This is a genomic window from Streptomyces sp. NPDC058295 (assembly GCF_042880655.1).
GTDB classification, from domain to species: Bacteria; Actinomycetota; Actinomycetes; order Streptomycetales; family Streptomycetaceae; genus Streptomyces; species Streptomyces coriariae.
The window spans coordinates 41826-66289 of record NZ_JBHVYO010000037.1 but is presented as its reverse complement, the minus strand read 5'-3'; the positions used below and the strand labels follow the sequence as shown (position 1 = coordinate 66289).

General features: G+C 72.7%; 17 protein-coding genes and 1 pseudogene. 10 read left to right on the top strand and 8 right to left on the bottom strand.

Annotation, left to right across the window (positions count from 1 at the left end):
* The first annotated feature begins 61 nt into the window (after positions 1–61).
* Complete coding sequence (locus ACFVYS_RS32070) at positions 62–2422, top strand: SpoIIE family protein phosphatase (RefSeq protein ID WP_389507750.1); 2361 nt, start codon at positions 62–64, stop codon at positions 2420–2422.
* Positions 2419–3513, top strand: coding sequence for a substrate-binding domain-containing protein (locus tag ACFVYS_RS32065; RefSeq protein ID WP_389507748.1), 1095 nt, complete (start codon positions 2419–2421; stop codon positions 3511–3513). The genes ACFVYS_RS32070 and ACFVYS_RS32065 overlap by 4 nt, the downstream gene beginning before the upstream one ends.
* Before the next feature lie 16 nt (positions 3514–3529).
* On the opposite strand, the gene ACFVYS_RS32060 is transcribed toward ACFVYS_RS32065, so the two are convergent.
* Positions 3530–3820, bottom strand: a complete 291-nt coding sequence (locus tag ACFVYS_RS32060; protein WP_389507746.1) for a zinc-ribbon domain-containing protein — start codon at positions 3818–3820, stop codon at positions 3530–3532.
* Between the two features lie 246 nt (positions 3821–4066).
* On the opposite strand from ACFVYS_RS32060, the gene ACFVYS_RS32055 reads away from it, so the two are divergent.
* Positions 4067–5047, top strand: a complete 981-nt coding sequence (locus ACFVYS_RS32055; protein WP_389507744.1) for a hypothetical protein — start codon at positions 4067–4069, stop codon at positions 5045–5047.
* Positions 5048–5127: 80 nt separating this feature from the next.
* Here the strand turns inward: ACFVYS_RS32055 and ACFVYS_RS32050 are convergent, their stop codons facing one another.
* The 4 genes from ACFVYS_RS32050 to ACFVYS_RS32035 all read right to left on the bottom strand — a co-directional run bounded on the left by ACFVYS_RS32050 (position 5128) and on the right by ACFVYS_RS32035 (position 9941).
* Complete coding sequence (locus tag ACFVYS_RS32050; RefSeq protein WP_389507742.1) at positions 5128–5826, bottom strand: LuxR C-terminal-related transcriptional regulator; 699 nt, start codon at positions 5824–5826, stop codon at positions 5128–5130.
* A gap of 207 nt (positions 5827–6033) precedes the next feature.
* Positions 6034–7407: a D-alanyl-D-alanine carboxypeptidase/D-alanyl-D-alanine-endopeptidase gene (gene dacB / locus ACFVYS_RS32045; protein ID WP_389507740.1), complete on the bottom strand. Its 1374-nt coding sequence runs from the start codon at positions 7405–7407 to the stop codon at positions 6034–6036.
* 146 nt (positions 7408–7553) lie between these two features.
* Positions 7554–9137 carry a hypothetical protein gene (locus tag ACFVYS_RS32040; RefSeq protein WP_389507738.1) on the bottom strand — a complete coding sequence of 528 codons (1584 nt, stop codon included), beginning with the start codon at positions 9135–9137 and terminating at the stop codon, positions 7554–7556.
* A gap of 210 nt (positions 9138–9347) precedes the next feature.
* The gene (locus ACFVYS_RS32035) at positions 9348–9941 is read right to left on the bottom strand and encodes a hypothetical protein (protein WP_389507737.1); all 594 of its coding nucleotides are present in this window, start codon (positions 9939–9941) and stop codon (positions 9348–9350) included.
* Positions 9942–10280: 339 nt separating this feature from the next.
* Here ACFVYS_RS32035 and ACFVYS_RS32030 point away from each other — a divergent pair, with 339 nt between their 5' ends.
* Positions 10281–10574 carry a DUF6355 family natural product biosynthesis protein gene (locus ACFVYS_RS32030; protein ID WP_389507735.1) on the top strand — a complete coding sequence of 98 codons (294 nt, stop codon included), beginning with the start codon at positions 10281–10283 and terminating at the stop codon, positions 10572–10574.
* A 142-nt stretch (positions 10575–10716) separates the two neighbouring features.
* Here the strand turns inward: ACFVYS_RS32030 and ACFVYS_RS32025 are convergent, their stop codons facing one another.
* Complete coding sequence (locus ACFVYS_RS32025) at positions 10717–11589, bottom strand: alpha/beta fold hydrolase (RefSeq protein ID WP_389507733.1); 873 nt, start codon at positions 11587–11589, stop codon at positions 10717–10719.
* A gap of 206 nt (positions 11590–11795) precedes the next feature.
* On the opposite strand from ACFVYS_RS32025, the gene ACFVYS_RS32020 reads away from it, so the two are divergent.
* The 5 genes from ACFVYS_RS32020 to ACFVYS_RS32000 all read left to right on the top strand — a co-directional run bounded on the left by ACFVYS_RS32020 (position 11796) and on the right by ACFVYS_RS32000 (position 20641).
* Positions 11796–14732 (top strand): BTAD domain-containing putative transcriptional regulator, encoded by a 2937-nt coding sequence (locus ACFVYS_RS32020; protein WP_389507731.1) that lies wholly within the window; start codon positions 11796–11798, stop codon positions 14730–14732.
* Positions 14733–14779: 47 nt separating this feature from the next.
* Positions 14780–17575 (top strand): BTAD domain-containing putative transcriptional regulator, encoded by a 2796-nt coding sequence (locus ACFVYS_RS32015; RefSeq protein ID WP_389507778.1) that lies wholly within the window; start codon positions 14780–14782, stop codon positions 17573–17575.
* 93 nt (positions 17576–17668) lie between these two features.
* Entirely contained in the window at positions 17669–18685 is a 1017-nt protein-coding gene (locus ACFVYS_RS32010; protein ID WP_389507729.1) for a helix-turn-helix domain-containing protein, read from the top strand.
* A 253-nt stretch (positions 18686–18938) separates the two neighbouring features.
* The gene (locus tag ACFVYS_RS32005) at positions 18939–19907 is read left to right on the top strand and encodes an alpha/beta hydrolase (protein WP_389507727.1); all 969 of its coding nucleotides are present in this window, start codon (positions 18939–18941) and stop codon (positions 19905–19907) included.
* Positions 19908–19927: 20 nt separating this feature from the next.
* Entirely contained in the window at positions 19928–20641 is a 714-nt protein-coding gene (locus ACFVYS_RS32000) for an alpha/beta fold hydrolase (protein ID WP_389507725.1), read from the top strand.
* Between the two features lie 55 nt (positions 20642–20696).
* Here ACFVYS_RS32000 and ACFVYS_RS31995 read toward each other — a convergent pair whose 3' ends face one another.
* Both ACFVYS_RS31995 and ACFVYS_RS31990 read right to left on the bottom strand, forming a co-directional pair.
* Positions 20697–21638, bottom strand: coding sequence for a DUF1731 domain-containing protein (locus ACFVYS_RS31995; protein WP_389507723.1), 942 nt, complete (start codon positions 21636–21638; stop codon positions 20697–20699).
* Positions 21635–22099: pseudogene (locus tag ACFVYS_RS31990) on the bottom strand (FAD-dependent oxidoreductase); the annotation flags it as partial. The gene ACFVYS_RS31995 and the pseudogene ACFVYS_RS31990, both read right to left, overlap by 4 nt.
* A gap of 299 nt (positions 22100–22398) precedes the next feature.
* Between ACFVYS_RS31990 and ACFVYS_RS31985 the strand changes: the two are divergent.
* Positions 22399–24459 carry a discoidin domain-containing protein gene (locus tag ACFVYS_RS31985; protein WP_389507721.1) on the top strand — a complete coding sequence of 687 codons (2061 nt, stop codon included), beginning with the start codon at positions 22399–22401 and terminating at the stop codon, positions 24457–24459.
* Positions 24460–24464 lie beyond the last annotated feature (5 nt).

The window sequence follows — 24464 nt, the reverse complement described above, 5'->3', positions numbered from 1 at the left end:
CCTTATATGCGATTCTGGTGGGTGGGTGCCCCGATCTCAACCTGTCGGCACCTGCGGCAGGATGGGAGGTACGTTGCGGACATGCCTCGACCGGGCCCTGACCTTCGCCGGAGCGACACTGGCGGCGGTCTACGCGCCGGAGGTCGGCACGCGCGAGCTTCAGCTGGTGGACACCTCCGGAAGCGTCCCTTCCGGACCGGCACCGCCGGAGCGGCTGCCGCTGTCCGGTGACTCGCCCGCGGCGCGCGCCTTCCGCACCGACCACCCCCTGTGGCTGACCGCCGAGACCCCGCTCGGCGCGCTGCCCCTCGGCATCCAGGGCAGCCGGCTGGGCTGCCTCCTCGTCCTGGGTGCCTCCCCGGACGGATTCGAGGTCGAACAGCGCCGCTTCCTGGAGCGGTACGCCGACGCGGTCGCGGCCCTCCTCCCGCCGGGCGCGGCCCCACCGATCCCGACTCCACTGCTGGGCCCCGCCCTGCGCAGCCTGCGCGTCGGCTCCTTCGTCCTCTCCCCGGACACCGGCCTGATCGAGGCCGACGACACCCTGCTCGAACTGGTCGGCATCACACCGGACGACTTCGACGGCAAGGTCGACACCCTGCTCGCGCACGCCCTCCCGGAGGATATGCACGCCCTGATGTCGGTCCTGGAGATGACCACCGACGCCTTCGGCCGACGGGACCTGGAGTTCCGGGTCCGGGGCCCCACCGGCGAGATGCGCTGGCTGAGCCTGAGCTGCCGGGCGGAGCCGGGCGCGGGCGACGGGCCGCAACAGGTCCTGGGCGTGGTGACGGCGACCCCGGTGCTGCGCCGCGGCGGCGACGACGTCTCCAGGATCCAGTGGCTGACGGCCGCCCTCGACGACGCCGCGACGGTCCGCGACGTCGGCCGCGTGGTGGTCGCCGCGCTGCGTGAGCCGCTGGCCGCCGACCACGTGGCCCTCGCCGCGGTCCAGGACGACCGGGTCATGGTCACCGCCCTCGACCCGCCCCAGCCCGGCGCCTGGCCGGACGTGTGGCGTACCGAGTGGCGCACGGAGTGGCCCGACGCACCGCTGCGCGCCCTGCCCACCCTCCAGGCGGCCCTGCGGGACGGCCGGATGGACCTCTGGCCCGCCGGTACGGCCCTCGAAGCCGGCCTGGCCGGGATCGGCGCCGGGGGACTGGCCGTGCTGCCGCTGCCCGCCAAGGGCCAGGTCGCCGGGGTGTGCATGGTCGGCTGGGACCGGCCGCACGAGTTCGCCCCCGAGGAACGGTCCCTGCTCACCGCCACCGCCGCCCTGGTCGGCCAGGCCCTCAAGCGCGCCCACGCGCACGACGCCGAGCAGGAACTCGCGACGATGCTCCAGCGCAGCCTGCTGCCCCGGCGCCTGCCCGAACTGCCCGGCGGGACCGCCGTCGCCCGCTATCTGCCGGCCAGACGCGGGCTCCAGGTGGGCGGCGACTGGTACGACGTCATCGCCCTCTCCGAGGACCGGGTGGCCCTGGTCATCGGAGACGTCCAGGGGCACAGCGCCGGAGCCGCGACGATCATGGGCCAGATGCGTACGGCCGTCCGGGCCTACGCCATCGAGGGCCACCCGCCCGACGTGGTCGTCTCGCACGCCAACCGGCTCCTCGTCGGCATGGAGACCGACCTGTTCGCCACCTGCTGCTACGCCGAACTGGACCTGGAGGAGGGCAACGTCCTCTTCGTCCGGGCCGGGCACCTCGCCCCCATGTTGCGTCTTCCCGACGGCTCCACCGAGGAGGTCGAGGTGGCGGGCGGCCCCCCGCTCGGCATCCTGGCGGAGGCGGACTTCCCCATGACGGCCGTCGAACTGGCGCCCGGCACGGTCCTCGCCCTGGTCACCGACGGTCTGGTCGAGGCCGCCGACCTGCCCCTGGACGAGGGCATGCGCCGGACGCGCCGCGCGCTCGCCGCGGCCGACCCCGCCGACCCGGGGAAGATGGCCGACGAACTCCTCGGCGACGACGGCCGCCGGGAGGACGACGTGGCGCTGCTGCTGCTGCGCTACGACGGCATGAAGACCCGGCCGATCCGGGCCGGCTGGATGGTGTGGCGGCTTCCGGACGCCGTCATGCACGCCCGCCGCTTCACCGCGCGCACCCTGCGCCGCTGGAAGGTCCAGGAGGCGGCCGACGCGGTGCTGCTGGTCGTCTCCGAACTCGTCACCAACGCCCTGGTGCACACCCAGGGGCCGGTTCGACTGGACCTGGTGCTGCGCGGGGACCGGGTGCGCGTCTCCGTGAGCGACTCCTCGCCGCGCGCGCCCGCCAAACCGGTGATCGTCGACTGGGAGGCGACCGGCGGCCGGGGCCTGCTGCTGGTCGAGGCGATGTCGGACGCCTTCGGGTCGGTCCCGGTGGCCGGCGGCAAACAGGTGTGGAGCGAGATCGCCGTGCCGGAGGGAGTGCCGTGAGGACGCGCCGCAGGGCTGTCGTCGCGGTGCTCGCCGCGGCGCTCCTGACGATGCCCCTGGCCGCCTGCGGCGGAGACGGCCAGGGGGCCGCCGAGGACTTCACCGTCGGCCTGCTGCTGCCCAGCCGCGCGGTCCCGCGCTGGGAACACGCGGACCGACCGCTGATCGAGGCGCAGGTGAGGAAGCTCTGCCCCGGCTGCCGGACGGAGTACGCCAACGCCGAGAACGACGTCACCCGACAGCGGCAGCAGATGCTCTCCATGATCACCAAGGGGGCCAAGGTCCTGATCCTCGACGCCGCCGACACCCGGGCGATGCGCTCCTCCATCCAGGAGGCGGACCGGGCGGGTGTCGCGGTGATCGCCTACGACCGCCTCGCCGAAGGCCCGATCACCGGCTACATCGGCTTCGACGGCCTCATGGTCGGCAGACTCCAGGGCGAGGCGATCCTGAAGGCCCTGGGACTGAAGCCCGGGCAGAGAGCCGCGAGCGACGACGTCGTCATGATGAACGGCGATCCGACCAGCCCGAACGCGGAGTCGTACCGCAAGGGCGCGCTGTCCGTCCTCACCGGCGAGGTGCGGATCGCCCGGTCGTACAACACCCCGGACTGGAGCACCCAGAACGCCCACACCAACATGTCCGCAGCCATCGCGGCCCTCGGCCCGGACCGGATCGACGGAGTCCTCGCGGCCAACGACAACATCGCCGCCGGCGTCGTCGCCGCGCTCAAGAGCGCCGGCGTCACCGACCTTCCGCCCGTCACCGGCCAGGACGCCGACCTCGACGCGGTGCGGCGCGTCGTCAAGGGCGAGCAGTACATGACGGTCTACAAGCCGTTCGCGAAGGAGGCCGCCGCGGTCGCCGCCATGGCCGTCGCCGTCGGCCGGGGCGAGGACCCCCGGGACAGCGCCACCACGACCGTCGACAGCCCCACCACGAAACGCATCCCGGCCGTCCTGCTCCAGCCGCGTCCGGTGACGGCCCGTGACATCGGGCGGACCCTGGTCAAGGACGGCCTGTACACGACGGCTCAGATCTGCACCCGTGAGCTCCTGACGGCCTGCGCGAAGGCGGGACTCACCCGCTGAGCCGCCGTCGAGGCCGTCAGTGCTGGTGCGGCTGCTGGTGCGGTTGGCCGTACGCCTGGCCGCCGACGCCGCCCGCGGCCTGCGCCGTCAACTGCTCCGCCTGCTCCTTGGTCAGCTTCTGCTCGGCCCCGCAGAACGTGCACTGCGTCGTGTGACTCGTCGAGATCGGGAACAGCGGCACGAAGAACAGCGTGAACTTCGTGACCCGCTTGCGCAGCGTGTGCGCGGCGGGATTGCCGCAACGGCCGCACACGAGCGTCAGTATCGCCAGCTGGTAGAGGTATCCCTTGGTGCCGAAGATGATCACGCTGTGCTTCCTTCTGGGTGAGTGTCCGTCCGGGCGGGTCGCCGTCGGGACGGCTGTCGGGACCGCTGTCCGCACCGCACAGTCTGCTGCATGGCCGGGTCACCCGGGTGAGCGGCAGGCGGGTCGATGCCCTGGGCCACGCGGGCGATCCCCCGGCCACGACTGCGGCGGCGGCCGCCGACCCACCGCCATGGTCGTCTGGCCGCCGCACGGCGGCGTTTCCGGCTTCCCCGCAAGGTAGGTCCCATGCTTCGAGTCCCCCGCTCGGCGGGCGTCACCACAGCCGCCCTGGCCCTCGGCCTGCTCGCCACGACCCCCGCCGTCGGAGACGAGCCGGCGGTCTCCGCTCCGCGCGTCGTCGCCCACTTCGACCTCGCCAAGGGCCAGTCACCGGAGAACATCGCCCTCGAACCCGACGGCTCCGCCGACCTGACGTTCTCCACCGCCCGGCAGGTCGCCAACGTCACCCGGCAGGGCAGGACGCGGGTCCTCGCGACCCTGCCCGCCGTGACGAACGCGCAGACACCCGTCGTCGGCAGGGCCGTCGTCCTCGGCATCACCCGCGCACAGGACGGCACCCTGTACGTCAACTACGCCACGGGCACCCGCGCGACCGGTATCTGGCGGATCCCCTCCGGCGGCGGCAAGCCCCGGCAGATCGCACAGCTGCCGCCGACCGGGTTGCCCAACGGCCTCGCCCTCGACGAGCGCCGGGGCGTGCTCTACGTCGCGGACTCGGTGCTGGGCACCGTCTGGCGCGTCCCGACCTCGGGCGGCAAGCCCAAGGCGTGGGCCACGGGAGCCGCGCTCGAGCCGACCAACCCACGGCCCGCGGCCCGCGTCGGAGTCAACGGCCTCCGGATCCACCGCGACGCCGTGTGGGTGTCCAACACCAACACCGGGACGCTCCTGCGCATCCCCGTGCGCGAGAGCGGCTGCGCCGGCACCATCGAGACCCGCGCGAAGGGCCTCTACGCGATCGACGACTTCGCGTTCGTGGACCGGCACCGCGACACGGTTCTCGCCGCCCTGACCGGCGGCAGCGAGCTCACCCAGGTCCGCCCGGACGGCACCCACCGGGTCGTCCTCACCCGGAAGGACGGCCTGTCCAACCCCACCTCGGTGGCCGTACGCGGCCGGTCCGTCTACGTCCCGAGCGCGGCGTACTTCACCCGGAGCGACCCCAACCTGCTCCTGGCCCGCGTCCACCAACGCGACCGCGGCTAGCCGCCCGGCGGCCCCGTACCCGGAAGGCGGGGTACGGGGCCGCGGGGGAGGGACAGAGGGGGACGGGAAGGCGGTCGTCGTCAGGCCGCCGGGCGCACCAGGCCGTACTCGTAGGCGAAGGCGACCGCCTGGACCCGGGCGCGGGCGCCGATCTTGGCGAGGATGTGGCTGACGTGGGACTTCACCGTGGTCGGGGCGATCGACAGCCGTGCGGCGATCTCCGCGTTGGACCAGCCGGAGGCGACGGCGACGAGGACATCGCGTTCGCGCCCGGTGAAGGAGTCGAGTCCGACGGCCCGCTCGCCGGGGCGCGGGGCGCGCTCATGGCGGACGGTGTCGATGAGCGCGCGGGTCAGCTCGGGGGTGATGACGGCGTCTCCGGCTGCCACGACGCGGATGGCCGCGGCCAGTTCGCGGGGTGTGGCGTCCTTGAGGAGGAATCCGCCGGCGCCGGCGCGCAGGGCGGCGTAGGCGTACCCCTCGTCACCGGTGGAGGTCAGCACCAGGATGCGCGGCGGCTCCCCGACCGGTCCGGCGGGGGCGGGGACCGCGGTGAGGTGTGGCGGGTGGGCGATGCGGCGGATGGTCTCGATGTCGTCCGTCTCGGGGCGCCGGCCGCCGAGCAGGACGACATCGGGACGGAGCGCGGCGCTCATCCGGACCGCTTCGGCCCCGCTCGCCGTGTCGCCCACGACGGTCAGGTCGGGCTCGGCGGTCAGCAGCATGCGCAGGCCGACGCGTTGAAGGGACTGGTCGTTGGCGATGAGTACGGAGGCCATGGCTGTGTTCTCCATGCGAGTGGGGGGCGTACGCCTCTCATGAACGAAACGGTTTCGTTCACTTGCTGGCCAGACTAGCCCTCGAAGTCATCGAAACGGCAGCGTTTCCCCGTGGTGTGGCTCACAACCGACGGAAGGGCCGGACCACGACGCGCGAAAGGGTCGGCCCCCGGAGGGACCGGCCCGCTCGTCGCGCAGGGGTCTTCGTTACGCCCAGCAGCCGTTCACGGTGGCCGCGAGGCCGTCCATGGCGTCCTTGATGTCGTTCGGGTTGGCCGTGGAGTTGTTCTCGATGAAGGAGAAGACCTTCCACTTGCCGTCCTTGCCCTGGGTCAGACCGCTCAGGGCGATGGCTCCGGTGAGGGTGCCGGTCTTCGCGTGCACCTTGCCGACAGCGCACCGGGAGTTCACGTCGTCGAAGCGGCCCCATTCCGGACCGAGCGTGCTGCCGGCCTCGCCGGAGACGGGCAGCCCGTCGAGGATGGAACCCAGGGTGGCGGAGTAACGCGATTCCGTCAGCAGTTCGAGGATTTCCGCGAGGGTGGCGGCCGGAATGCGATTGGCCCGCGAAAGGCCGCTTCCGTCGTGGATCTCGAAGTTGTCGAGGGAAACGCCGTACCGAAGGCTCAGCACCTTGCGCACGACGTCCGTGCCGTCCTCGAAGGTGGCCGGGCGGCCGGCCCCGAGTGCGGTCATCCGCAGCAGGGTCTCGGCGATGTTGTTGTCGCTGACCTTGATCATCTTGTGGACGATCGCCGACAGCGCTGCCGACCGGTGCCGTGCCACCGGCACGTCGCTCGGGCTCGCCTCGGCGCGGGTGACGGCGCCGTCGACGGTGACCCCGGCCGCCGTGAGCTGCTGGGCGAAGACCTGCCCGGCGTCGATCGAGGTGTCCTGGACTCCGTGCCCGTCGACGACCAGGGCGCGCACCGGGGCGACGGAGTCGGGGTAGTAGCCGGTGTTCCAGCCGTTGGCCAGGGTCGGTGCGCCGAAGAGGCTGTCGTCCACGGCGACCTTCACCGACGTCAGCCCCGCCGCCTTGAGCCCGGCGACCGCGGTCTTCGCCAGCTCGGCGAGGTCGGCGCTGGTCAGCGTACGGTCTCCGCCCCCGACCACGGTCAGGGTGCCGTTGCCGTAGACGACCTTCGTGGTGAACGTGTGGTTCGGGCCGAGCACGGTCAGGGCGGCGGTCGCCGTGGCGAGCTTGGTGTTGGACGCCGGCATCAGCGCGGTCGCGCCGTTGTGGTCCCACAGGGTGGTGTCCGACTCGGAGTCCAGGACCACACCGCTGACCTCGGACCCCAGGCGCGGGTCGGCGACGCGGGCCTCGAGATTGACGACCAGTTGCTGGTCGTCCGCGTCGAGCGTCCGGCCCGCCGTCGTGTCCTTGGCCGTCGTGCCGATGCCCTTCTCGGCGGCGAACGCCGAGGGGCCGGCCAGGGCCGCCGAGGTGACGGGCAGGGCCAGCGCGAGCACGATCGCGCGCCGGACGCCGGTACCGCTCTGCTTGGCCTTGCGGTGCCGGCGCCGACCGCCCGGGGCAAAGGAATGCACGGGCGTTTCCGCCACTATGTCGTTCATGGAGTATCTCAAGGCTTTCGTGTGGGGGCCCTGCGCGAGAGAATTCCGGCGCACCTTATCACCCGTCACATGCGACCCACAGGTAATCAAGTGCGCTGCTGACAGCATTTCAGCGGGCGGAAATCCTCCGGTTTTTCACACAGAATTCAGAGGCCCGACCCCAGGCTCTGGGTCGTGTAGGCGCACTCCGTGTAGATGTAGCCCGACTCGAGCTTGGCCGTGTCCGAGGCGGGCGTGGCGGAACTGTCGCCGTTCGGCTTGTGCAGGAAGAACGTGGTGCCGACCGGCAGGCTGATGGTGCGCTGCGGATAGTTCTTGCCGCTGTCGTTGCACGGCTCGAACGACGGGTTGATGGTGCTGCTGAAGGAGTACGCCTTGCAGCTGCCGCAGGCCTTGAGGGTGAAGCTGCCGGTGACCGGGCCGGTGAAGAGGACCGTGACCGCGTCCGGACTGTCGTTCTGCACGGTGACCGAGATGCTGCCGCCGGTACGGGTCGTCGGCAGCTTCTTGCCCGCGGCCGGCACGGTCTGGGCGATCTCCGCCGCTATGGCGATCTTCTTCGCCAGGCCGGCGTTCTTGGCGGTCTTGTGGGCGGAGGCGTACTCGGTCATGGTCGTCTGCGCCGACTCGAAGTCGCCGTCCCGGTACTGGTCCACGCCGCAGGTGTACGTGCCGGTGTCGGCGCTGGCCGTGGCCCGTCGGCTGTCCTTGTCGAGCGCGGCGCCGATGTCCGCCTGCCCGGCCTCCAGACCGTCGATCTGGGAGCCGAGCGTACGCAGCCGCTGGACCGCGGAGCAGGGTTCGGCCCCGTGCAGGTCCTTCTCGGTACGGACGACGGCGGCGGCCACGGCGGGTTCGACCTTCGCGGCCTGCTCCGACTCGGGGAAGGTGGTCAGCAGCTCCCCGTACTGCGACCCCCAGTTGGCCTCGCCCGCCGTGAGCGCCGTCGACGCGCACTCGTACAGCGAGGTGGCCAGCCGGTCGTCGGGCCAGGTCTTCAGTGCCCCGAGATCCGTCCCGGGAAGGCTCTCGGGAACGGTCCGCAGATACTTCAGCGGCTCCACCGCCTCGCAGTAGTCGCCCTGCGCGTACGGGGCTCCGACCGTCGTGTAGTAGGCCTTCATCCGGGCGGGCACCCGCTCGGCCGCCCGGGAACCGGAGTGGTCGGACCTGAGGTCCGCGTAGACGCCCAGCGCCTTGCGGTAGTCGGCCTGGGCCGAGTTGAACGGCTTGTCGCCGGCGGCCTGCACCAGCTCGTCGGCCTCGTCGAGCCGGTCGAGCAGCATCTGCTGGGTCGCCTCGTCCCGTGCGCTGTCGTACAGCACGACACCCCCGGCCGGCACGACCAGCAGGAGCAGACCGAGTCCGAGCGCGAGCGGCGCCCGCCGGAGACCCGTCAGCCGGGTGCGCAGGCCCACGCGCGCGCCGTCCGCCGCCACCGCGACGAGGAACAGGACGTACAGGACGAGGGCGAAGCCCGGGACACCGTCCGGGTCGGCCGGCAGCGCCACGAACAGCAGGACGACGGTGGCGACCCAGCACAGCGCCATCAGGGCCCAGCGACGCACCAGCGCGTAACCCAGGCCCAGACCACTGAGGTTGAGCACGGCCACCGCGACGGCCCGAGCACCGTCCGCCGGCGCCGGCGGCGGGGCCGACGGCATGGGCGGAACGTAGTGGAAGGTGTTGTGGTCGGTGTCGTTGTATCTGCCGTACTGGTCCCCCGACATGGCGGCTCCCCCCGGTCAACTGCGTCCGCACGTCTACAATTTGTCAGTGTACGGGCGAAGCGGACGGGCCGACAGGGGCGTCGGGGTTCCTGCGTACGATCCCGGCCGGGCGTGGCTCGGCCGAAGAGAGCCGGTCGGCGGAAAAGCGGGCCGGGCCGCCACAGGGGGCATGTGTGGCGGCCGCGGCTTCGCTATCGCGTCAGGCATGGGTCAGGCCACACCCCCCACCGTCTTCTTGCGGCGCAGGGCGTAGAGGCCGGTGCCGGCGACGGCGAGGACGCCGAGTCCGGCCGCGGTCGCCGACGGGGTGGCGAGGGCGCCGCCGCCGGTGTGCATGCCGCCGCTGGGCTTGTCGTGCTCCTTGCTCCAGCCGCCGGACTCCTCCTTGCCGCCGTTCCAGGAGTCCTTGCCGTGCTCACCGCTGTTCTCGGTGTCCTTGTCCTTGTACGTCTCGGGGTCGTACTTGGGGTCCTTCGCCGCACCGCGGTCGCTGCTGTCGTTCACCGAGGCGAGGGCGCCGCCGCCGGTGTGCATGCCGCCGTGCGGGGAGTCGTGCTCCTCCTTGCCGTGCTCCTCCTTGCCGTGCTCCTCCTTGCCGTGCTCCTTGCCGTAGGAGGAGTCCTCCTCCTTGCTGTACGAGGAGTCCTCGTCCTTGTCGTGCTCCTTGCCGTACGAGGAGCTGTCCTCCTTGCTGTAGGACGAGTCGTCGTGGTCCGTGTCACCGGCGGCGTAGGCGCCGGGGGCGCCGATGGCGAGGGCGGCCGAAGCCGCCGCGGTGGCCAGGATCATGCGAGCTGAACGCATCTGATGGTCCTTCCGTCACGACCGGGCAGCCGACACTTCGTCAGCTGACACGACCCGGCCCGACGTGATCCACCGTCAGTCAGCGAGCCCCGCTCCACCACTCAAGGCGCTCACCCGGGTGAAGCGGCCCGCCATCCCGGGGACCCCGCCCCGGCTAGTCGCCCTTCCGGGGGTGACCACTCCGACGGAGTAGCGGCGAAACGATTCGCGGGGTGAACGGGGCCCGTCGTCCGATCATCTTCGAGGGCACGCGGCGATCCTGGTGCAGGCCCTCGTTCCCTCGGCGGACCTGGGCTTTTCTCTCTATCGACCCTCATTTTCCCGGCAAGGAGTTCCGCTGTGCGTGTTCGTCGTACGGTGCTCAGCACCCTCGGTTCCGTCGCTCTCGTCCTCACCTCTCTGGGTGCGCTGACGGCCGCCACCGCGGGCCCCGCGGCCGCAGACCCGTGCGGCTTCTACGAGACCGGTTCCGACGCCTTCTACAACCACTGCACGTCCGACGGCTCACGCGTGGTCATCAAGGTCGACGTGGCCTGGGCGGCCGACTACGAGCGGTGCGTCGGCCCCGGCACGTCGTGGTTGGGCTCCGCCGCGAAGATCCAGGGCGCCTACTACACCGGCCGCACCTGCTGACGAGCGGTCACTCACTCCACGGTTTCTCGGGGTCCGGGGCGAAGTCGTCCCGGACCCCACGTGTCCGTCCACCGGCCCGCTGCGGGCCACCGGTACGCCGTCACCGGCCGGCCGGCCGGTCCTGTCGGTCCGGTCAGGTGGGTCAGGGCAGGTCGGTCCGGGCCGGACGGTCCAGGACGGTCAGCAGCCGGTCGGCGAACTCCTTCGGGGACTCGACGGCTCCGAGGTGGCCGCCCGGGAACTCGACGAGTTCGGATCCCAGGAGCTCCGCGAGGCGCGCGGCCGGTCCGTACAGCGGGAGTTGGCGGCGGGAGTCGCGTCCGGCGGCCGGTACCAGCTTGTGCGCCACGGACCGGAGCGCGGCGAGGTCGGGTACGGCCGAGGAGAACGGGCAGAGGACGCGGCCCAGGAAGACCGGCAGGTTGGTGTGCATCCGGACGGCCATCTCCCTTATCTCGGGCGGCAGTTCCGTGGGCTGTGCGGGCGCCTGCCGCCCCGGTCCGTCCGCCAGTCCCTCGCCGAGCCGGGTCATGGCGGCGTCGGCGCCCTCGGTGCGGAGGGTCTCGCGTACCTCGGCGAACAGCGCTCGATGCGGGGCGGGGTCCTCCAGCAGTTCCAGCAGCGGCGGTTCGTGTGCGACCACCCGGCGCAGCCGCTCGGGGTGCCGGGCGAGCAGCTCCACCGCGACGACGGCGCCGGAGCTGCAGCCGAGGACGACCGCCTCCTCGTCGGGGGAGAGCAGTTCGAGCAACCGGTGGGCGTCGTCGCTCCAGACCGACACCTTCTCGTCGGCGCGTGGAGTGTCCGCCGGGCCGTCGAGAGGGCTGCGGGACAGACCGCGCGGGTCGTACGAGACGACCGTGTGGCGGGTGGCCAGCTCCGGTGCCATGCCCGCGTACAGTCCGGCGTCCGCGGCGCCGCCGGGGATGAGCAGCAGGACCGGTCCGCTGCCGAGGGTCTCGTAGTGGAGGGTGGCGCCGGGCACTGCCAGGGTGCCGGTCCGGGGCGGGGTCATGGCTTGCTCCAGTCGGGTTGTCGTGTGTTCGAGGACCCTGCGCCCTCGAACAGTTTCCTAGTATCCCTAGGTTTTGACCTAGGGCAACTAGGTTTTCGCTCGAGTCGCCCTCTCTGAACAGCCGGAACGCGTCATGCGTAACTCTGGGTAACCCCTCTCCTGTCGTACAGTCGAAGCCGGGGAGGAAGACCGGAGGGAGGGACGGCGTGCCGCTGGAGCCGCTGCGGTTCGCGGTGCTGGGACCCGTTCGGGTGCTCCGGGCGGACGCGGAACTGGAGCTCGGAGGACCGCAGGAACGCGCCTTCCTGGCCCTGCTGCTGGTCGGAGCGGGGCGTCCGGTCGCCGTGAGCGAGATCGTCGACGTCCTGTGGGGAGCGGCTCCACCGCGCAGCGCGGTCAATGTCGTCCGGCGCCATGTGGGTTCGCTGCGCCGACTGCTGGAGCCCGGCCTCGCCGCCCGCGCGGAGGGGCGCTGGCTGGTGCGGGACGCCGGTGGATACCGGCTGGTGACCGACGGTGACTCCTCCGACCTGCTGAGGTTTCGCGCGCTGCGCGAGGAGGCGCGCCGGATCGCGGACCGTGCACCCGCGCAGGCGCTCGAACTCCTCATCGAGGCGCTGTCGCTGTGGCGCGGACCCCTCGCCGCCGGCATTCCCGCGCAGGCCCGTGCGCACCCGGCGTTCGACGCGGTGGACCGCGAACTGCCCGCGGCCGTGCGGCAGGCGGCGGACGCCGCGCTGCGCGCCGGAAGGCCGGACGCGGTCCTGGCCGACCTCCGACAGGCCGCGGCGCGGCACCCGTTGGACGAACCCCTCCAGGCGGGACTGCTCCTCGCGCTGGCGGCGGCCGGCCACCGCTCGGAGGCGCTGGCCGCCTACGAGGCGGTGCGGGCGCGGCTGGCCGAGGAACTGGGCATCGACCCCGGAGCTGAGCTGCGCGACGCGCGCGACACGGTTCTGCGCGGGGTGCGGGAGACGACGGCCGGGTCGTCCGGTGGATCGAGCGGTGCGGTGCCCGAGGACGCGGGCGCCGACGGTGCCCCCATGCAGGCGCAGACGCACGAGCCTGCGCCTGCGTCGGGCCCGCCGTCACCGTCCGCACTTCCGCCGCCTGCCCAACTGCCGCACGGCATAACGACGTTCACCGGTCGGGACGTCGAGCTCGACGCGGCGTTCGCGCTGTCCGGTGCGGACGGGTCCGGGCCCGGCACCGTGGTGATCAGCGCCATCGGCGGTATGGCGGGCGTCGGCAAGACCACGCTCGCGGTGCACTGGGCCCACCGGGTCGCCGACCGGTTCCCCGACGGGCAGCTCTACGTCAACCTGCGCGGCTTCGACCCGTCCGGTGCCGTCCTGGACCCGGGGGAGGCGGTCCGGGGGTTCCTCGGCGCGCTCGGTGTACCGCCGGAACGCGTCCCGCACAGGGTGGACGCGCAGGCCGCCCTCTACCGCAGCGTGCTCGCCGGCCGGCGGGTCCTCGTGGTGCTGGACAACGCGCGGGACACCGAGCAGGTGCGGTCGCTGCTGCCCGGCTCGCCCGGCTGCCTCACCATCGTCACCAGCCGCGACGAACTGTCCGGCCTCGTCGCCGCCCACGGCGCCCACTCCCTGGTCCTGCGCCCGTTCGACGCCGTCCAGGCGCGGGCCTTCCTGGTCCGCCGACTGGGTGCGGAGCGGGTCTTGGCCGAGCCCCGGGCGGCCGACGAGATCAGCGAGCTGTGTGCCGGACTGCCCCTCGCCCTCGCCTGCGTCGCCGCCCGCGCCGCCGGCCACCCCCACTTCCCGCTCGCCGCCGTCGCCGCCGAACTGCGCGAGGCCCACGGCAGCCTCGACGCCTTCGTCCGCTCCGACACCTCCGTGGACGTCGGGACGGTCTTCTCCTGGTCCTCGCGCGCGGTCTCGGCGGAGGCCGCCCGGCTGTTCCGGCTGCTCGCGCTGCACCCCGGCCCCGACCTCTCCCTGCCGGCCGCGGCCGCCCTTGCGGGCCTGCCCGTACGCCGGACCCGACCGCTGCTGGCCGAGCTGACCGGACTGCACCTCGTCACCGAACACAGTCCCGGCCGCTACGCCTTCCACGACCTGCTCCGCGCCCACGCCGGCGAACTCGTCCACGCGCGGCACACCGAGGCCGACCGCGCGGCGGCCCTGAACCGGCTGCACCACCACTACCTGCACACCGCCCACGCCGCGGACCGGCTGCTGGCCCCCAACGCCGACCCGTTGCCCCCGCCACCCGTGCCCGAGGGGGTCCCTCCCGAACCCCTCGCCGACGACGACCGCGCCCTGGCCTGGCTCACCGCCGAACACGCGGTGCTGCTCGCCGTGGTCGAGACGGCCGCCGCGTCGGGACAGCCCGTGCAGGAACGTCTCGCCTGCCAACTGGCCTGGTCCCTGGAGCCGTTCTTCGACCGGCGAGGGCACTGGCACGACGGTCTCGCCGTGCAGCGCACCGCGCTCGACGCCGCCCGGCGGCTCGCCGACCCCGCGCTGGAGGCCCGCGGCCTGCGTGGACTGGCCCGGGTGGAGGGCCGGCTCGGTCTGCACTCCCGGGCCGTTCCCCGGCTGGAGCGGGCCCTGGAACTCTTCACCGAGCTGGGCGACGACACGGGCCGTGCCCACACCCACCGCAGTCTCGGCTGGGAGTGCGACCAGCAGGGCGACCTGCCCGGCGCCCTGCGCCACAACCGGTTCGCCCTCGGCCTGTTCCGTGCGCTCGGCGACCGCGCCGCGCAGGCCAGCGTGCTGAACTCGGTCGGCTGGTACCACGCTCAGCTCGGCGAGTACCGGCGTGCCCTGACGCACTGCTTCGAGGCCCTCACCATGCTCCAGGAACTCGGGGACCGCTACGGGCAGGCCGCCACCTGGGACAGCATCGCCTACGCCCACCACCACCTCGGCCGCCACCCGCACGCGCTCCTCGGCTACCGCAACGCCCTCGCTCTGCTGCGCGACCTCGGCGTGCCCTACGTCGAGGCCGACATCCTGGTCCGGGTCGGCGACACCCACCTCGCCACCGGCGACCACGACGGCGCCCGCACCGCGTGGCAGCGCGCCCTGGTCCTGTTCAGGGGCCTGAACCATCCCGACGCCGAGCGGGTCGAGGCACTGCTGAACGCACGGGACGGTCACGCCGGTGCGGTCTGACCCCCGGCTCCGGCTCGATCACGCCACCGGACGACGCCTTGGGTGAAGTGACACGCTTCGAGGTGCTGGGGCCGGTACGGGTGTGGCGGGAGGAGCGGGAGCTCGATCCGGGCTTCCCCCAGCAACGCGCCCTGCTCGCCCTGCTCCTGACGCACGCCGGCCGGACCGTACCGACCAGCGAGATCGTCGACGTGCTGTGGGCCGAGCGGCCGCCCGCCAGCGCGCTGAACGTGGTGCGGCGTTACGTCGGCGCCTTGCGGCGGCTGCTCGAACCGGGGTTGCCGCCCCGCGCCCCGGGCCGGCGTCTGCTGCGCCGTACCGGCGGCTACCTCCTGGAGGCGGCGACCGACGAGGTCGACCTGCTGCGCTTCCGCGAGCTGACCCGGCAGGGCAAGCGGGCGGCGGCCACCGGACGGGCCGAGACGGCGGCCCGGCAGTTCGTCCTGGCGCTGGGGGAGTGGCGTGGGCCGGTGGCGATGGGGATCCCGGCGCCCGCGCGCGAACACGTCCAGTTCACGGCCGTGCAACGGGAACTCCTCGAGACGGCCCGGCTGGCCGCCGACGCGGCGCTGCTGTGCGGCCGGGCCGAGCAGGCGCTGCCGGCCCTGCGCCGGGCCACCGCGCACGACCCCCTCGACGAGTCGCTGCACGCCAGGCTGGTGCTGGTCCTGGCCGCCTGCGGACTCCAGGCGGAAGCGCTGGGGGCGTACGAGGACATCCGCCGACGGCTCGCCCGCGACCTCGGCCTCATCCCGGGCACCGAACTGGCGGCGGCCCACACGCGGGTACTCCGTCAGGACGTCGGACACCGACTCAAGAGCGGGCCCGTCGTCCACCTCGGCCGACCGATCGAAACCACGATGACCACCACGACCTCGGTCTGCACGACCTCGGCCGCCACGACCCCGGGGCCCATGACTTCGGCCCCCACGACCTCGGGCCCACCCGAGCCCACCACCCCGGGACTCACCGCCCCTGCCCCCGCCACCAACGCAAGCCGCACTCTCGGAACAACTGGCACCGGGGTGCCGGGCGCGGGGGCGCTCGGTGTCGGGGGCAGGGGCAGCGGGGCGCTCGGTGTCGGGGTGCCTGGCACCGGGGCGCCCAGTATTGGAGCGCCTGGCCCAGGGGCGTCTGGCATTGCAGCGCCCGGCACCGGAACGCCCGGCACCGGAACGCCCGGCACCGGAACGCCCGGCACCGGAACTCCCGGCACCGGAACTCCCGGCACGGGAACCCCCTGCGTGGAGGCTCCCGGCACCGGGATCCCCGGCACCGGAACCCCCTGCGTCGAGGCCCCCGGCATCGGGATTCCCGGCCCTGAGGGTTCCGGCGTGGGCGCGGTCGCTTCGGGCGATGCCGCCTTCGGGCCGCCCCAGCCGGGGGCTGCTGCCGAAGGGCGTGCCGCTGCCGGGGCCGATGCTGCCTCCGCAGGGCTCGCCGCTGCCGGGGTCACCGCCCCAAAACCCGCCGCTGCCGGGGCCGCTGCCGCTGGGGTTGCCGGGGCTGCCGCCCCGGAACTCTGCGCGTGCCATCTCACCGACTGCGGGGCTCCCGCTTTCGCAGACGTCGACTCCGGTCCCACCGTCCAGGGACTCAGCGCCCCCCGTCCTGCCGGTCCGGGTCCCGCGAGCCCAGGCTCGGCCGACACCAGGGATGTTGCCCCTGGGCCTGCCGACAACAGGGCTGTTGCCTTCGGGCCTGCCGACACCACGGCTGCTGTTGCCTTCGGGCTTGCCGGCACCACGGCCGCTGTTGCCTCCGGGCCTGCCCGTGCCGCCGAGGTGGGCGGTCCCGGCCGTATGACCGGTGACCCCGCCGGTCAGGGGCGAGGCGTCGGGGAGTTCGTGCGGCCCGCCCAGTTGCCGTCGGCCCTTCCCTCCTTTGTGGGGCGGGTCGTCGAGTCGGAGTGGCTGGAGCGGGCGGCCGACCCGGCGGCGGGGGTCGTGCTGGTCGGTGGGATGGCCGGGATCGGCAAGAGCACCCTCGCGCTGCACTGGGCGCACCGGGCCACCGACCGTTTCCCGGACGGGCAGTTGTACGTGGCGCTGCGTGGCTCCGATCCGGCCCGGCCCGCCGTGGAGCCGGCCGACGCGCTGCGCGGAATGCTCGCGGCGCTCGGCGTGCCCGAGCCCCGTATGCCGGACGGGCTGGACGCCCTGACCGGCATGTACCGCACCCTCCTCGCGCGTCGGCGCGTCCTCGTGGTCCTCGACGACGCCGCCGGCACCGGACAACTGAGCCCGCTGCTGCCCACCGGGCCGGGCTGCCTGGCGCTGGTCACCAGCCGCCATGCCCTGCCCGGACTGGTCGCCTCGGGAGCACGGCCGCTCCGCCTCGCAACCCCGCCCGCCGAGGAGGCGCACGCGTTGCTGGCCGGGCGGATCGGCGCCGAGCGGGTGGCCGCCGAACCCCGGGCCGCCGACGAGATCGTCGCCCGGTGCGGCCGGTTGCCTCTCGCGCTGGCCACCGTCGCCGCCCGCGCTGTCAGCCGACGGGACTTCCCGCTCGCCGCGGTGGCCGCCGCACTGCGCGAGGCGCACGGCACTCTCGACGCCCTCGCCGCCACCCGCGACGCCTTCCTGGGTTCCTACCGGCTCCTGGAGACGGACAGCGCGCGGCTCTTCCGGCTCCTGCCCCGGCACGAAGGGCCCGACATCACCGCGGCCGGGGCCGCCGCGCTCGCCGGGCTGCCGGTCCGCCGGGCCCGGCAGCTGCTCGGCGTGCTCGCCGACGCCCACCTCCTCACCGAGCCCGCGCCGGGCCGCTACACCCTCCACGACCTGCTGCGGGTCTTCGCCACGGAACGCGCCGCCGCGGAGGGCCGGCCACGCGGCCGGTGAAGGCGCTGTCACTTCGTTGTCACTCTTTTTGCACATCCGCCGAACTACCGTCCGGACGACGTGATGGACGGTCCCCGGAGGCTACGGCGGAAGATGCCCACTACCAGCACCACCAGTACCTGTGACAGTGCCCGCACCCTCGCCCCGCCCGTGGTCCGGACGCCTCTGGGTGTCGAGATCACAGCCGGGGTGGACACGCCCGCCCGGCTGCCGGGCGAGGCTTCGCCGCACCCCGCGCACCGGCTGCTCGCCCGTGACGCCGGCGAGTACCTCTTCGTCGGCCTGCGCGGCGGCGCGCGGCCCGACACCGCTGCCCCCGACACCGCTTCCCCCCGCGCCGCTGCCCCCGTTCCCGCCCATGAGCCGCCCGATGCCCCCGGCCTGCGTCTGGCGCCCGGGGACGTCTGCTTCTACGACGTCCGGCGCCCGCCCGCGCTCGATTTCCGCGAGCCGTTCCGGGCGACGACGTTCCTCGTCCCGGCCGACCTGCTCGGGCTGGTGGACTCCGACGTGCGGCGGATCGCGCGGACACCGGTGGCCCGCGCCTCCCGGCTAGGCACCCTGCTGTCGCCGCTGCTGTCCGACCTGGCCCGGGCCACGGCCGAGGCCCGGCCTCAGGTCGGCGAGATGCTCGCCTGGAACGCGGTGAACCTGCTGGCCACCCTCGCCGCCGAGCAGTTGGGCACAGCGGTACCCGGAACACCCGGAACACCCGGAACACCCGGAGGAGCCGCGGCCCCGGGTACACCCGGCGCGCACTCCCCGGTGCTGGGTCGCGTCCTGGAGTACGTCGAACTGCACCTGACCGACCCGGACCTGTCCCCGGAGGTCATCGCGCGTGCCCACCACATCTCCGTGCGCTATCTGCACAAGCTGTTCAAGGACGAGGGCACCAGCGTGGGCCGGTGGATTCTGCGCCGCCGCCTGGAGGAGTGCCGACGCGACCTGTTGCGGTACGGACGCGGCGGCCGGACCATCGCGGCCGTGGCCGCCCGGTGGGGTTTCCTGAGCGCCACGCACTTCAGCCGGGTCTTCCGGTCGGCCTACGGCATGTCCCCGCGCGAATGGCGGGACACCGCGGGGAGAGGCGCGCGGAGCGGTCACCGCTGAACGCGGCCGTGATGAACGGTTGTTCACCCCGCGGAGCAGAATCGTGTTCTCGCATTTCCTTTCGTGGTCGGAAGAATTCCGTGCCCACCCGGGAGAAGGCTTCTGTGCACTGTGAGCACAGCGTCGGTGCACGGGCGGACACATCCCGTCCGCTCGGCGGATCTAGCGTGGCGGAGCAAGACAACGCACTTCGAACAGCGCACATCGAACAGCGCACATCGAACAACGCACATCGAATACAGCAGGAGATGCCATGTCCGACGTCGTCGAGCCGGTCACGCCGGTGCTCGAGCCCGAGGCCGCGGCGTTCGCCGAGGCGACCGCCAACCCGCCGTACCTCTTCGACCTGCCGCCGGCGGAGGGGCGCAAGGCTGTGGACGAGGTCCAGTCCGGTGAGATCCACAAGCCCGCGGTCGACGAGGAGTGGATCACCGTCTCCGGCGGTCCCACGGGCAGCGTCCGGGCCCGGATCGTCAAGCCGGCCGGGGCCGAGGGCACCCTGCCGGTGATCCTCTACATCCACGGCGCGGGCTGGGTGTTCGGCAACGCCCACACCCACGACCGGCTGGTGCGCGAGCTCGCCGTCGGCGCGGAGGCCGCGGTCGTCTTCCCCGAGTACGACCTCTCACCCGAGGCCCGCTACCCGGTCGCCATCGAGCAGAACTTCGCGGTCGCCCGGTGGATCGTCGAGGAGGGCGCGTCCAAGGGCCTCGACGCCACGCGCATCGCCGTCGCCGGTGACTCCGTCGGCGGCAACATGACCGCCGCCCTCACCCTGATGGCCAAGGAGCGCGGTGGCGTCCCGCTGGTCCAGCAGGTGCTCTTCTACCCGGTCACCGACGCGAGCTTCGACACCGGCTCCTACCACCGGTTCGCGGAGGGCTACTTCCTGCGCCGCGACGGCATGCAGTGGTTCTGGGACCAGTACACGACCGACGAGGCCGAGCGCGCCCAGATCACCGCGTCGCCGCTGCGCGCCACCACCGAGCAGCTCAAGGACCTGCCCCCGGCCCTGGTCATCACCGGCGAGGCCGACGTGCTGCGCGACGAGGGCGAGGCGTACGCGAACAAGCTGCGCGCGGCCGGTGTCCCGGTCACCGCGGTCCGCTTCCAGGGCATCATCCACGACTTCGTGATGCTGAACGCGCTGCGCCCGACGTACGCCGCCGAGGCCGCCATCACGCTCGCCGTCGGCACCCTGCGCGACGCCCTGCACGTCTGACCCTCAGGAGACACACCGCTATGACTACCCCCACCGTCGTCCTGGTCCACGGAGCGTTCGCGGACGCCGCGAGTTGGTCCGGCGTCATCGCCGAACTCCAGGGCCACGGCGTCCCCGTGGTCGCCCCGCCGAACCCGCTGCGCGGCCTCGCCTCCGACGCCGCGTACGTCGCCTCCTTCGCCGCTCAGATCGACGGCCCGGTGATCCTCGTCGGTCACTCCTACGGCGGCGCCCTCATCACGGTGGCCGGCACCACGGAGAACGTCGTCGGCCTCGTCTACGTCGCCGCCTACGCGCTGGCGGAGGGCGAGAGCCTCGGCGAGCTCCAGGGCCGCTTCCCGCTCTCCACGCTGGTCAGCAACCTCAAGCAGTGGACGTACCCGGTGCCGGGCGGCGAGCCGGCCGTCGAGGTCACCATCACCGAGGACGCCTTCCCGTCGGTGTTCGCCGCCGACCTGCCCGCGGGCGTCACCAAGATCCTGGCCGCGTCCCAGCGCCCGCTGGCCGCCGCCGCGTTCGAGGAGACCGCCACCGCGGCCGCCTGGCAGACCAGGCCGTCCTGGGCGCTGATCGCCGGTGCGGATGAGGCCATCAACCCCGAGGTCGAGCGCTTCGGCGCCCAGCGGGCCGGGGCGACGATCGTCGAGATCGACGGCGCCTCGCACGCCGTCGCGGTGTCGCAGCCGAAGGCGGTCGCGGAGCTGATCCTCGACGCGGTCCGCGCGACGAGCTGACGCCCATCGAGAACAGCCGCGCGGACGTGACCCCTGTGCACGTCCGCGCGGCCCGTCAACGGCCTCGCACCCGTCGTACGAGGTCGGCGGCGGCCTCCGGCCACTCGGGCCGGTCGAAGGCGAAGCCCGCGTCGAGCAGCCGGCCGGGGACGACACGCCGGCTCTTGAGGAGCAGTTCGGTGTCCGAGCGCAGGGCGTAGGCGCCGAGTTCCGCCATCCACTTCGTCGCGGGCAGACCCACCGGGACCCCCCACGCGCCGCGCAGCGCGCGCATGAACGCGCGGTGGGGGAGGGGGGCCGGGGCGGCCAGGTTCACCGGTCCGGCGAGGTCGTGGCGTGCGACGAGGAACTCGACCGCGCGGACGAAGTCGTGGTCGTGGATCCAGGACACGTACTGACGGCCGCCCGCGACCGGGCCGCCGAGGCCGAGCCGGGCGAGCCGCGACAGCACGTCGAACACCCCGCCCCGGTCCGGGCTCATCACCATCGCGGCCCGCAGGGCGACCTTGCGGGTGTGCGGGGTGTCGGCCATCTCCTGCTCGCGCTCCCAGGCGGTCGCGATGTCCACGCTGTAGCCCCAGTAGTCCGGGACGCCGGGTTCGGCTCCGCCGATCACGCCGGTGGCCTCGTCGTTGGGGGCGTCGAACCGGTGGGCGTAGACGGTGGCGGTGCTCATCTGGAGCCAGACCCGCGGGGGCCGCGCGGCGGCGGCGATCGCCTCACCGACGACCCGGGCCGAGTCCACCCGGGAGTCCATCATCGCCCGGAGGTTGTCCGGTGTGTAGCGGCAGCTGACGCTGCGCCCGGCCAGGTTGACCACGACGTCACTGCCGTCGACGACCTCGGCCCAGGGGCCGAGGGTGCGGCCGTCCCACCGGATCTCGCCGTGACCCGTGGGCCGTCTGCTCAGCACCACGACCTCGTGTCCGGCCGCGGTCAGCGCGCGCCGCAGCACGGTCCCCACCTGCCCGGTCCCGCCGGGCAGCACGATCTTCATGAGTAAGGCCCCCTCTTGTCGGAAGGGACCCTACCTCTTATTTGAACGCGTTCAAAACACCTCGGGCCGTCCCATGCCCCGTGCGCCTCCCACGCGGCCCGGACCCCCGGCTCCAGCGCGCCTCGATCCACGACGGCTTGACCGAGGTGTGGTCGCCCGCGAAGAGCAGCGGGCCCTCGGCGGAGCGGATGGCGCTCAGCGGTTGCGTGTACCGGCCGGGGAGCAGGACGGACGCCTCCCCGTAGGCGTAGGGATCGCGCAGGCGGCTCTGGGTGCCGCCCGCCCCCGTGCGGAAGACCTCGACGCGTTGGCCGTAGACCTGCTGGAGTCCGCCCGGGGCGTGTGCGGGTAGTGCGCCTCGTCGTCCAGGGAGTCCCAGCGGGAGGCTCGTCGGCCCAGCTGCAGGAGGCGAGGACGACCCCGCCCGCGCTGCCCTCGACCGGGTGGGACGGGTTGATCAAGCGGGACAGGGGCGGAGCGGAGGCGGCGGGGCGCGCTCCTGTGGGTCAGCACCTGAACGTGCAAGCGCGCCGGTGCGGGAGTGCTCCCGCGGTGCTTCCCGCGCAACTGAAAGGCGGGCGTGGGAAGTTTGCGCCGCGCGCGGGCCCGTCGGCTATCAGGTCAAGCGTCCCGGACCCTTGACTCGGTAGGGATCTGTCGCGATCCTCGTCGCACTATCTTGCGTCGGTCATGACAATCTCATGGGCAGTCAAAAAGCCCTCGTCGACCGCGCCTTCCCGCCGACCGAGGGACGTGGGCTATGACCATGACCGGACGCCCGTACCGCAGACGCCGAGATGTCACCGTCGTCTCGCTGCTCCTTCTCGTGCTCGCCACGGTCCTCGGCCCCACACCGAGCTCGGCGGCCGGCGCGGACTGGTGGACACCCACGGCCAGGCCGGCCCCCGACTCCCAGGTCAATGTGACCGGCGAGCCGTTCACCGGCACCGACCCGGCGGGCGATGTGCGCGGGTTCGTCGACGCGCACAACCACCTGTTCTCCAACGAGGCCTTCGGCGGCCGGCTCATCTGCGGCAAGGTGTTCTCCGAGGCCGGGATCGCCGACGCGCTCAAGGACTGTCCCGAGCACTACCCCGACGGCACGCTCGCGCTCTTCGACTACATCACCCACGGCGGCGACGGCAAGCACGACCCGGCCGGCTGGCCGACCTTCAAGGACTGGCCGGCCTACGACTCGATGACCCATCAGGCGAACTACTACGCCTGGGTGGAGCGGGCCTGGCGCGGCGGCCAGCGGGTGCTGGTCAACGACCTGGTCACCAACGGCATGATCTGCTCCGTCTATCCGTTCAAGGACCGCAGTTGTGACGAGATGACGTCGATCCGCCTCCAGGCGAAGCTGACGTACGACCTCCAGGCCTACATCGACAAGATGTACGGCGGCACCGGCAAGGGCTGGTTCCGGATCGTCCTGGACAGCGCTCAGGCGCGTGAGGTCATCAAGCAGGGCAAGCTGGCGGTCGTCCTGGGCGTCGAGACCTCCGAACCGTTCGGCTGCAAGCAGATCTTCGACATCGCGCAGTGCAGCCAGGCCGACGTCGACAAGGGGCTGGACGAGCTGTACGCGCTGGGCGTGCGCAGCATGTTCCTGTGCCACAAGTTCGACAACGCGCTGTGCGGCGTCCGCTTCGACGAGGGCGGCCTGGGCACGGCCATCAACGTCGGCCAGTTCCTGTCCACCGGCACCTTCTGGCAGACCGAGAAGTGCACCGGACCGCAGCGCGACAACCCCATCGGCACCGCGGCCTCCGAGGCGGAGGCGGACCTGCCGGCCGGCACGGAGGTCCCCTCGTACGACGCGGACGCCCAGTGCAACACCCGTGGGCTCACCGCCCTGGGCGAGTACGCCGTGCGCGGCATGATGAAGCGCAAGATGATGCTCGAGATCGACCACATGAGCGTCAAGGCCACCGGCCAGGCCCTCGACATCTTCGAGGCCGCGAACTACCCCGGCGTGCTGTCCTCGCACAGCTGGATGGACCTGAACTGGACCGAGCGGGTCTACTCCCTCGGCGGCTTCGTCGCCCAGTACATGCACGGCTCCGAGGGCTTCGGTGCCGAGGCCGAGCGCACCGACGCGCTGCGGGACAAGTACGGCGTCGGCTACGGCTACGGCACCGACTTCAACGGCATCGGCGACCACCCCGCCCCGCGCGGAGCCGACGCCGCGAACAAGGTCACGTACCCCTTCAAGAGCGTCGACGGCGGCTCCGTCATCGACCGGCAGACCGTCGGCACCCGCACCTTCGACTACAACACCGACGGCGCCGCCGACGTGGGCCTGATCCCCGACTGGATCGAGGACATCCGGCTCGTCGCGGGACAGGACGTGGTCGACGACCTCTTCCGGGGCGCCGAGTCCTACCTCGGCACCTGGGGCTCCACCGAGCAGCACCAGGCCTCGGTGGACCTCGCCAAGGGCCGTAGCGCCACGGCCGGTTCGTCCGAGTCCAACCCGTTCACCAGCTACCAGCCCGGCCGTGCCGTGGACGGCGACGACACCAGCCGCTGGGCCAGCGACTGGAGCGACGACCAGTGGTGGCAGGTCGACCTGGGCTCCACCAACCTGGTCTCCCGCGTCACCCTCGACTGGGAGCGCGCGTACGGGAAGTCGTACCGCGTCGAACTCTCCACCGACGGCACCACCTGGACGACCGCCTGGTCCACCACCTCCGGCGACGGCGGCCTGGACACGGCCCGGTTCACCGGCACCCCCGCCCGCTACGTCCGGGTGCACGGCCTGGACCGGGGCACCGATTGGGGATACTCGCTGTACGAGGTGGGCGTCCACAGCGCCTAGCGGGC

Coding starts and splice junctions, on each gene's coding strand:
- ACFVYS_RS31995 (WP_389507723.1), bottom strand. CDS start 21,638: ATGAAGATCGTGCTGCCCGGCGGGACCGGGCAGGTGGGGACCGTGCTG.
- ACFVYS_RS32040 (WP_389507738.1), bottom strand. CDS start 9,137: ATGTCGGGGGACCAGTACGGCAGATACAACGACACCGACCACAACACC.
- ACFVYS_RS32000 (WP_389507725.1), top strand. CDS start 19,928: ATGACTACCCCCACCGTCGTCCTGGTCCACGGAGCGTTCGCGGACGCC.
- ACFVYS_RS32005 (WP_389507727.1), top strand. CDS start 18,939: ATGTCCGACGTCGTCGAGCCGGTCACGCCGGTGCTCGAGCCCGAGGCC.
- ACFVYS_RS32035 (WP_389507737.1), bottom strand. CDS start 9,941: ATGCGTTCAGCTCGCATGATCCTGGCCACCGCGGCGGCTTCGGCCGCC.
- ACFVYS_RS32050 (WP_389507742.1), bottom strand. CDS start 5,826: ATGGCCTCCGTACTCATCGCCAACGACCAGTCCCTTCAACGCGTCGGC.
- ACFVYS_RS32025 (WP_389507733.1), bottom strand. CDS start 11,589: ATGACCCCGCCCCGGACCGGCACCCTGGCAGTGCCCGGCGCCACCCTC.
- dacB (WP_389507740.1), bottom strand. CDS start 7,407: ATGAACGACATAGTGGCGGAAACGCCCGTGCATTCCTTTGCCCCGGGC.
- ACFVYS_RS32070 (WP_389507750.1), top strand. CDS start 62: ATGGGAGGTACGTTGCGGACATGCCTCGACCGGGCCCTGACCTTCGCC.
- ACFVYS_RS32010 (WP_389507729.1), top strand. CDS start 17,669: ATGCCCACTACCAGCACCACCAGTACCTGTGACAGTGCCCGCACCCTC.
- ACFVYS_RS32055 (WP_389507744.1), top strand. CDS start 4,067: ATGCTTCGAGTCCCCCGCTCGGCGGGCGTCACCACAGCCGCCCTGGCC.
- ACFVYS_RS31985 (WP_389507721.1), top strand. CDS start 22,399: ATGACCATGACCGGACGCCCGTACCGCAGACGCCGAGATGTCACCGTC.